Annotated in this window: 1 protein-coding gene; it reads right to left on the bottom strand. The window is 75.1% G+C overall.

Features of this window, described 5'->3' with window-relative positions:
- Positions 1–2 precede the first annotated feature (2 nt).
- Positions 3–8,438: a type I polyketide synthase gene (locus ABD808_RS15805; protein WP_344896771.1), complete on the bottom strand. Its 8,436-nt coding sequence runs from the start codon at positions 8,436–8,438 to the stop codon at positions 3–5.
- Between the last annotated feature and the right edge of the window lie 75 nt (positions 8,439–8,513).

Genomic DNA, 8,513 nt, shown 5'->3' with positions numbered 1-8,513 from the left:
GGTCAGCTCCGTTCGTCCGAGCGGCGCGTCAGCTCGATCAGGTCGTCCACGTCCATCGCGGCGATCGCCTCGGCGTCGAGCACCGAGGCGGAGGCGGAGGTGCCGGTCGCCGCGCCGGTCGCCGGGCCCGGGCCGCCGTTGACCGGGGCGAGGGAGCGCAGTTCCTCGTCCAGACGCTCGCCGAGCGCTGTCGGGGTGGGATGGTCGAAGATCAGCGTGGCGGGGAGGCGCAGCCCGGTCGCCGCGTTCAGCCGGTTGCGCAGCTCGATCCCGGTGAGCGAGTCGAAGCCGAGGTCGTTGAACGGGCGGTCCGGGTCGACGGCCTCCGTGGTGGGGTGTTCCAGCACGCTCGCGGCCTCGGTGCGCACCAGGTCCACCAGGGCGGCCTCCCGCTGCGCGGCGGAGAGCTTGAGCAGTTCTCCCGTCAGCGCCGGGTGCCCGGCGGTGTCCGAGGTCCCGTCCGATCCGGGCGGCGCCCAGACGCGGCGGACCTCGGGCAGGTCGCCGATGAGCGGACGGCGACGAGCCGCGCCGAACACCTCCGCGAACCGTTCCCAGTCGTTGTCGGCGATCGTCACGAACGTCTCGTCGTGGTCGAGCACCTGCCGTAGCGCCGCGAGCGCCGTCGCCGGGTCCATCAGCCGCACGCCGCGTTCGGCCAGATGGTCGCCCGCGTCGGCGGACATGCCGGGGCCGTCCCACGCGCTCCAGGCGATGGCGGTGGCCGGGAGGCCCCGGGATCGGCGGTGCTCGGCCAACGCGTTCAGGTAGGTGTTCGCGGCGACGTACGCTCCCTGCTGGCCGCCTCCCCAGACGCCGACGGTGGACGAGAACAGGACGAAGGCGTCCAGGTCCGTCCCCGCGACCAGCTCGCACAGGTTCTGGGCGCCCGCCACCTTCGGGGCGAAGACGTCGGCGAAGTCGGTCAGGTCCGCCTCCGCCAGGGTGTCGCGCGGCCCCTTCAAGCCCGCAGTGTGCAGGACGGTCGTCAGCGGGAAGCGGGCGGGCACGGCGCGCAGGACGGCGGCCAGGGCGTCGCGGTCGGCCACGTCGCAGGCGGCCATGGTGACCCGGGTCCCGCGTGCGGTCAGTTCGGCCTCCAGCTCGGCCGCTCCGAGCGCGTCCGATCCCCGCCTGCTGACCAGGAGGAGATGCTCGGCGCCCTCGCGGGCGAGGTGTCGGGCGACCGCCGCGCCCAGGCCGCCGGTCCCGCCCGTGATCAGGACGGTGCCGCGCGGGCGCCGCCGAGCGGACGAGCGGCCCGCGAGGGGCGCGCGGACCAGCCGACGCTTCAGCAGGCCGCCCGCGCGCACCGCGAGCTGGTCCTCGTCGCCGATCCCGCTGAGCACGGCGCAGAGCAGCCTCCGCGAGTCCGGGTCGGGGGCGCCCGGCAGGTCGAGCTGACCGCCGCGCCGCCGTGGGTTCTCCAGGACGTCGACGCGCGCGATGCCGAGGACGTGGCTCTGCCGGGGACGGGTCACCGGATCGGTGGCGCCCACCGAGACGGCGCCCGCGGTCGCCCACCAGACGGGCGCGGCGAACCCGGCGTCGCCGAGCGCCTGGACCAGCGCCAGCGAACCCGCGACACCCCCGGTGAGCACCGGATGCGCGGGATGCGGCTCCTCGTCCAGGGCCAGCAGGGAGATCAGCCCGGCGGGCTCGGCGTCCGCGTGTGCGCGGCGCAGGCGTGCCAGACATTCGCGCCGGTCGGCCTCGACGTCGAGCACCACCCGCCGCACCTCGGCTCCGTGGGACGCGAGGGCCTCCTCGCAGCCCGCCACCCAGGCGTGCGCGGCGCCCCTCGACGGGACCACCAGCAGCCAGACCCCGTTCAGCGCCGGGGTCGGCACGTCCGTCACCGGCCGCCATTCGACGGTGTAGCGCCAGGAGTCGAGCACCGACCGCTCCAGGCGGCCCCGGCGCCAGGACGCCAGCGCGGGCAGCACCTTCTCGGTGGTGTCCCGTCCGAGGTCGAGCAGCGTCGCGAGCTCCCGGGCGTCGGCGCGGTCCACCACCTCCCAGAACTCGGCGTCGACGGAGCCGCTCGCGGGCGCCGGGGGCTCGTCCACCCGTGCGCGCAGTTCCACGGGACGTCCGGTCCCGGTGTGGGCGGCCCGCCAGTTCACCGCGACGCCGTTGACCCAGGCGTGCGCGAGTCCCGTGAAGAACCGTCGCAGGCCGCCGTCGCCGCGCCGCAGAGTGCCGAGCGCCACGCCGTCGCGGCCCGCGAGGTCGAGGATCTGCTCGATCCCCGCGACCAGCACCGGATGCGGGCTCATCTCGATGAAGACCTCGTGGCCCGCCTCCAGCAAGGTGTGGACGGCTGCCTCGAACTCCACGGGCTGGCGAAGGTTGCGGTACCAGTAGTCGGCGTCCAGGACGGTGGTGTCGGTCATCTCCCCGGTGACGGTCGAGCAGAACGGCACCCGCCCTGCCCGTGGCCGCACCTTCGCCAGGACGTCGAGCAACCGCTCGCGGATCCGCTCGACATGCGCCGAATGCGAGGCGAACGCGGCGGCCTTGCGGACCCGCGCGCCCTCGTCCCGGAACTCCTGGGCCAGCGCCTCGACCTCGGCGGCGTCCCCGGAGATCAGGGTGGATCTCGGGCCGTTCACGCCCGCGACGGCGACGCCCTTCCGTCCGGCGACCCGTGGGCGGACCTGACCGGCGGGCAGGCCGACCGCGACCACGGCCCCCTCCCCGCCCAGCGTCTCGCCGAGCACCCGGCTGCGCAGTGCCACCACGGTCGCCGCGTCCTCCAGGGACAGCGCCCCCGCGATGTGCGCCGCCGCGATCTCGCCCTGGGAGTGGCCCACCACGGCTGCGGGACGCACGCCGTAGGACTCCCACGTCCGGGCCAGCGACACCATCGTCGCGAACAGCACCGGCTGGACGACGTCCACGCGGTCCAGCCCGGGAGCCGCCGGGTCCTGGCGCAGGACGTCCAGCACCGACCATCCGCACAACGGGCGCAGGGCGTCGTCGCATGCCCGCATCGCCGAGGCGAAGGCCGGTGACGTGTCCAGCAGGCCCACGGCCATCTCGGCCCACTCCGAGCCCTGGCCGGGGAACACGAACACCGGAGCGGCGGACGCCCTGGCGACGCCGCTCACCGCCCGGCCGTTTCGGCGTCCGCCCGCCACCGCGGACAGCTGCCGCAGAAGGTCCTCCCTGTCGGCCGCCAGCGCGACGGCGCGATGCCGCCCGTCCGGCGCCGTCGCCGCCACGGCCGACCCCACCTCGGCCGGGGTCAGGGTCGGATCGGACGCGACGAACTCCTCCAGGTGCCGCGCACCGGCCCGCAACTCCCCGGCGCTGGTCGCCGCGAGCACGCACGGCTCCACGGCGGAGGTCTCGCGGTACCAGTAGTGCCGCCGTTCCCACGGGTAGGCGGGCAGGCTCACCGGCCGTCGCGGCGACGGCACGTTCTCGGGGGGCTCGTACCCGGCGACGAACAGGTCCGCCACGGCGTAGGCGATCTGCGAGACCGGATCGTCCCCCTCGGGAAGGACGTCGACAAGCGTCTCAGCGGTCGGCTCGTCGTCCCGCTCCCCGGTGGAGGGTGAGGGGACGATTCCGAGGACTGCCCAGAGGTGGGTGATCGCGGCATGGTGCCGTAGGAGGTCCCCGGCCCCGTCGAGTTCGCCCGCCCGGACGTGGGCGCGGTGGTACTCGGGGTGCCGGAGCAAGGCGGCGAGCACCGGTCCGGACGGCGGTTCGGCGCCGAGCCGGAAGGCGACGGGCAGGGTGTCATCGGCGGAGACGTGTCCGATCCTGAGGTTCGGCGCGTCCGCACCGGCCGCCGCACGTTCCAGCGCGGTGACGATGTCGTCCACGTCGCCGACGGCGGCGAGCCGGTAGTCCAGCCATGAACGCCGGTACACCGCCGTGGCTACGACGTCGGCGATGTCCCCCGGGTCCTTTCTGAGCCGCGCGGCCAGCTTGGCGGCAGCCGCGCGCAGGGCCGCCGGGGTGGCCGCGGTGACCGGCAGGACGAACGGCGGCGACGCCTCGGCGGGCTCCTTCTCCCGGACGGGGCGCGGCGCCGCCTCGACGAGCAGGTGCGCGTTGCTCCCCGCCAGACCGAACGAGCTCACGCCCGCGCGCGGGGGCCGCTCGCGGGCGGGCCAGCCGCGCCGCGCGGTCGGCAGGGCTACCGGCACCTCGTCCCAGTCGATCCTGGTCGACGGACGGGACACGGGGTGCGGTGGGATCTCTCCGTGGTGCAGGGCGAGCACCACCTTGAGCAGTCCGGCGATGCCCGCGGCCGGGGCGAGGTGACCGATGTTCGCCTTCGCCGACCCGATGAGCAGCGGGTCGGCGGCGTCCCGTCCCGGCCCGTAGGCCTCGGCGAGAGCGCGCACCTCGATCGGGTCCCCGAGCCGGGTGCCGGTGCCGTGCGCCTCCACGTAGTCGACGTCGCGCGGCGCCCACCCGGCGCGGCGCAGCGCGTCGCGGACGACCCCGACCTGGGCCGGGCCGCTCGGCACGGTCAGCCCGCCGCTGGCCCCGTCCTGGTTGATCGCGCTCCCCCGGATCACGGCGTAGACCCGGTCGCCGTCGCGTTCCGCCGCCGCCAGCGGTTTCAGGATGAGGGCGGCGGCGCCCTCTCCCCAGCCCAGCCCGTCGGCGTCGTCGTCGAAGGCCTTGCAACGCCCGTCGGGCGCGAGGGCGCCGCCGTCGGCGTTCATCGCGACGAGCACGGTCGGCGCGGCGATCACGTTGGTGCCCGCGACCACGGCCACCTCGCAGTCCCCGTCGCGGAGCCCCTGACAGGCCAGGTGGACCGCGGTCAGCGACGCCGAGCACGCGGTGTCGACGGCCAGGCTCGGACCGCGCAGGCCGAGGAAGTACGACAGCCGTCCGGGGGCGGCGGCGAACGAGGTGCCGGTGCCGTAGTAGAGGTCGACGTTGGACATGTCGCGGGTGAGGAGATGCTGGTAGTCGGCCATCTCCATGCCGACGTAGGCCCCGATCCCACGGCCCTCCAGCGTCCGGGGGCGGCAACCGGCGTCCTCCAGGGCCTCCCACGCCACCTCAAGGAACAGCCGCTGCTGCGGGTCGAGCGACCTGGCCTCGCGCGGGGAGATCCGGAAGAAGGCGGCGTCGAACCCGGCGATGTCGGGCAGGTAGCCGCCGCGCGTCGGCAGGTCGCGTCCGGCCTCGTCCCAGATCGGGTCCTCGCGGCGCCGCGCGGGCAGCTCCCTGATCGCGCTTCCGGCCTCGGTCAGCAGGGACCAGTACTCCTCGGGCGAGGAGGCGCCCGGCAGGCGGCAGGCCACCCCGATCACCGCCACCGCCCCGTCCTGATGGTCCGGACGGTCGGCGGACGTCACGCCCCGCGCCGATGGCTCGGCAGCCGGTTCCGCGGTCGGTGCCGCCTCCCGCCGGGGCGCGGCGGTGCGCAGGTAGGCCGCCAGCGCCTCGACGGTCGGGTTCTCGAACACCACCGGCACGGGGAGATCCACCGCGAACTCCGCCTCCAGCCGGGAGCGCAGTTCCGCGGCCGTCAGCGAGTCCAGGCCCTGCTCGAAAAGGCCGCGACGGCGTCCCAGCCGTTCCCCGTCCGGGAGGCCGAGCACGTCACGGACCACCCGCGCGACGCGGTCGACCGCGTCCTGATCGGGACGTGGGGGCGCCTCGGCCACGGGCGCCCGTGTCTCGGGCTCACGTGTCTCGGGCTGTGGCGGCCGTTCCCTCAGGGGGGCGGTGTGGTAGCCGCGTTCGACACCGGGGAGCCAATGCCGTTCTCCGCCCCAGGACGGCACCGGCAGCGTGCGGTACCGATCCGGTCTGCCGGTGACGGCCGTCCAGTCGACCGGCACCCCGGAGACGTGCAGGCGGGCGAGGGCGCGGTGCACCGCCAGCGGTCCGGGGACGTCGCGGCGCAGTGTCCCCGTCACCGGTGCGCTCCGGCCGCGCTGCCGCATGGCCGCCGCGAGCCCCTTGAGCAGCATCGGATGCGGGCCGATCTCGACCAGGGCGTGGTCCCGTTCGGCGAGCAGCCGGTCGACGGCGGGCCACAGCAGCACCGGCTCGACGAGATTGCGTTCCCAGTACCGGGCGTCGACGCCGTCCAGGTCCTCTTCCGGGTGGACGGTGGACAGCAGCCGGATCCGGGGCGCGGTCGAACGCATTCCGGACATCTCCGAGCCCAGCTCGCGCGCGCACGGCTCCAGCGCCGGGCTGTGCGCCGGGTATTCGCTGCGCAGCCTCCGACATCGCAGGCCGTGACCCTCCAGGACGCGCACGGCCTGCTCGATGTCGGCCGTGAGACCGGACACCACCGCCGACTCGGGGCCGTTGACCAGGGCGACCGCGACGGGCGATCCCGCGTCCGCCAGGAACCCGCGCACCGTGTCGGCCGAGGCGGCCACGGCGTACATCAGGCCCGTCCCGGCGGCGCGGGACGTCAGGATCTCCGCGCGGCGCACCACCAGCCGCACCGCGTCCGGCAGGGCCAGGCAGCCCGCGGCGTACGCGGCGGAGATCTCGCCGAGGCTCTGGCCGAGGACGGCGGACGGCGTGATCCCGCGCTCGCCCAGCCAGCGGGTCAGCGCGACCTGGACGGCGAAGATCGCCGGATGGGCCCGGTCGGTGCGGTCCAGCCGTTCGGGTTCGGACGCGCGCAGCTCGTCGAGCAGTGACCACGACGCCTGCGCCCGGATCAGCTCGTGGCATTCGTCCAAGGCGTCGCGGACCGTCGGGTCGCTCCCGTAGAGGTCCGTCGCCATGCCCGCCCAGTGGCTGCTCTGCCCGGAGTAGACGAACGCCACCGGGGGCGGGTCGTCCGGGTCCGCGACCACGCCGGTGAAGACGCCGTCGGGGGGATCGTCCAGGTCCTCCAGGGCGGTGAGCAGCGCGTCCCGGTCGGTCGCCACGGCGGCGAAGCGGTGCGACTCGTGCGTGCGGCGGGTCGCGGCGGACGCGGCGAGCCCCGCGAGGTCGCGTTCTCCGGCCACCCGCTCGCGCAGGGCCCGCACCTGTTCCGGCAGCCCGCCCGTCGCGGAGGCCGGGGCGGAGGCGAGCAGCACGTAAGGGACGCCGTTTCCGCCCGGCGCGTGTTCGCCCGGCGCGGGTTCGGTCAGCGCGGGCTCGGTCAGTGCGGGGGCCGCCTCCGCGATCACGTGGACGTTGGTGCCGCTGAGCCCGAAGGCGCTCACCCCGACGCGCACCGGCCGGTCGGCGGGGTCGAAATCCACCGCTTGCCGGGCGACCGCGATTCCGGCGTCGGCCCAGTCGATCGCGGGGTTCAACTGGTCGATGTGCGGTTGCGCTGGCGCCCGCCCGGACCGCAGCACCCACAGGGCCTTGCACAGGCCGCCGACGCCTGCGGCCGCGTCCATGTGGCCGAAGACGGCCTTGAGGGACCCGACCACCAGGGGGCGGTCCTGCCGTCCGGCCCCGTACACCTCCTGAAGCGCGCTCAGCTCGACCAGGTCGCCGAGCGGCGTCCCGGTGCCGTGCGCCTCGACGTAGTCGACGTCGGCGGGGTCGACGTCCGCCGTGCCGGTCGCCGTCCGCAGCAGAGACGCCTGCGCCACAGCGTTCGGGGCGGTCAGGCCCATGCTGGCGCCGTCGCTGTTGACCGCCGACCCGCGCAGCACCGCGTAGATCCGGTCGTGGTCCGCCAGCGCGTCGGCGAGTCGCTTCAGCACGACGACGCCACAGCCGTCGCCGCGGACCAGGCCGTCCGCGGACGCGTCGAAGGGACGGCAGCGCCCGGTCGGCGAGATCGCCCCCACCCGGCTCATGAAGACGCTGATGTCGGGGACGATCTGTAGGTTCACGCCCCCCGCGAGCGCCGCGTCGCACTCGCCCGACCGCAGGCTCTGGCACGCCTGGTGCACCGCCAGCAGGGACGAGGAGCACGCCGCGCTCAACGACGCGACCGGGCCGTGCAGGTCGAAGGTGTAGGCCAGCCTTCCGGCGGCGAAGCTCGCCTCGACCCCGCTCGCGTAGTGCGGCCCGATCCCCTCGGTGCCCAGCGTCCTGGCGTGCAGGAGCGTGTAGTCGTTGGCGAGCATCCCGACGAACACCGCCGTGCGGCTGCCGCGCCATTCCGCGTAGGGGCGGCCCGCGTCGGCCATCGCCTCCGCCGCGACCTCCAGGAGCAACCGCTGCTGGGGGTCGACGCGGCCCGCCTCGCGCGGGGAGATCCCGAAGTACACCGCGTCGAACCGGTCGATGTCGTCGAGGAATCCCCCGACGCGGCTGCGCACGGCGTCGGGACGGCCGTGACGCGGGTCGTGGGCGTCGCCGTCCCACCGGTCGGGCGGCACCTCGGTCAACGCGTCGGCGCCCGAGTCCAGCAGCGCGCCGAGCGCGTCGACGCTCCGGATCCCACCGGGGAAACGGCATCCCACGCCCACGACGGCGACGGGTTCGGGCGGCCCACCGCCCATCCGAGACGGGATCGCACCAGTTCCGCGTGTCACGCGCGTCGCATCTCCTCGTCCATGGTGAACCGGGAAAGATCGAATTCATTTCGGCGGCGGGCGGCCTTTGTGGCA

Source organism: Actinomadura meridiana (assembly GCF_039537545.1).
GTDB lineage: Bacteria > Actinomycetota > Actinomycetes > Streptosporangiales > Streptosporangiaceae > Spirillospora > Spirillospora meridiana.
The sequence above is the reverse complement of the archived record's forward strand: the minus strand, read 5'-3'. Positions and strand labels throughout refer to the sequence as shown.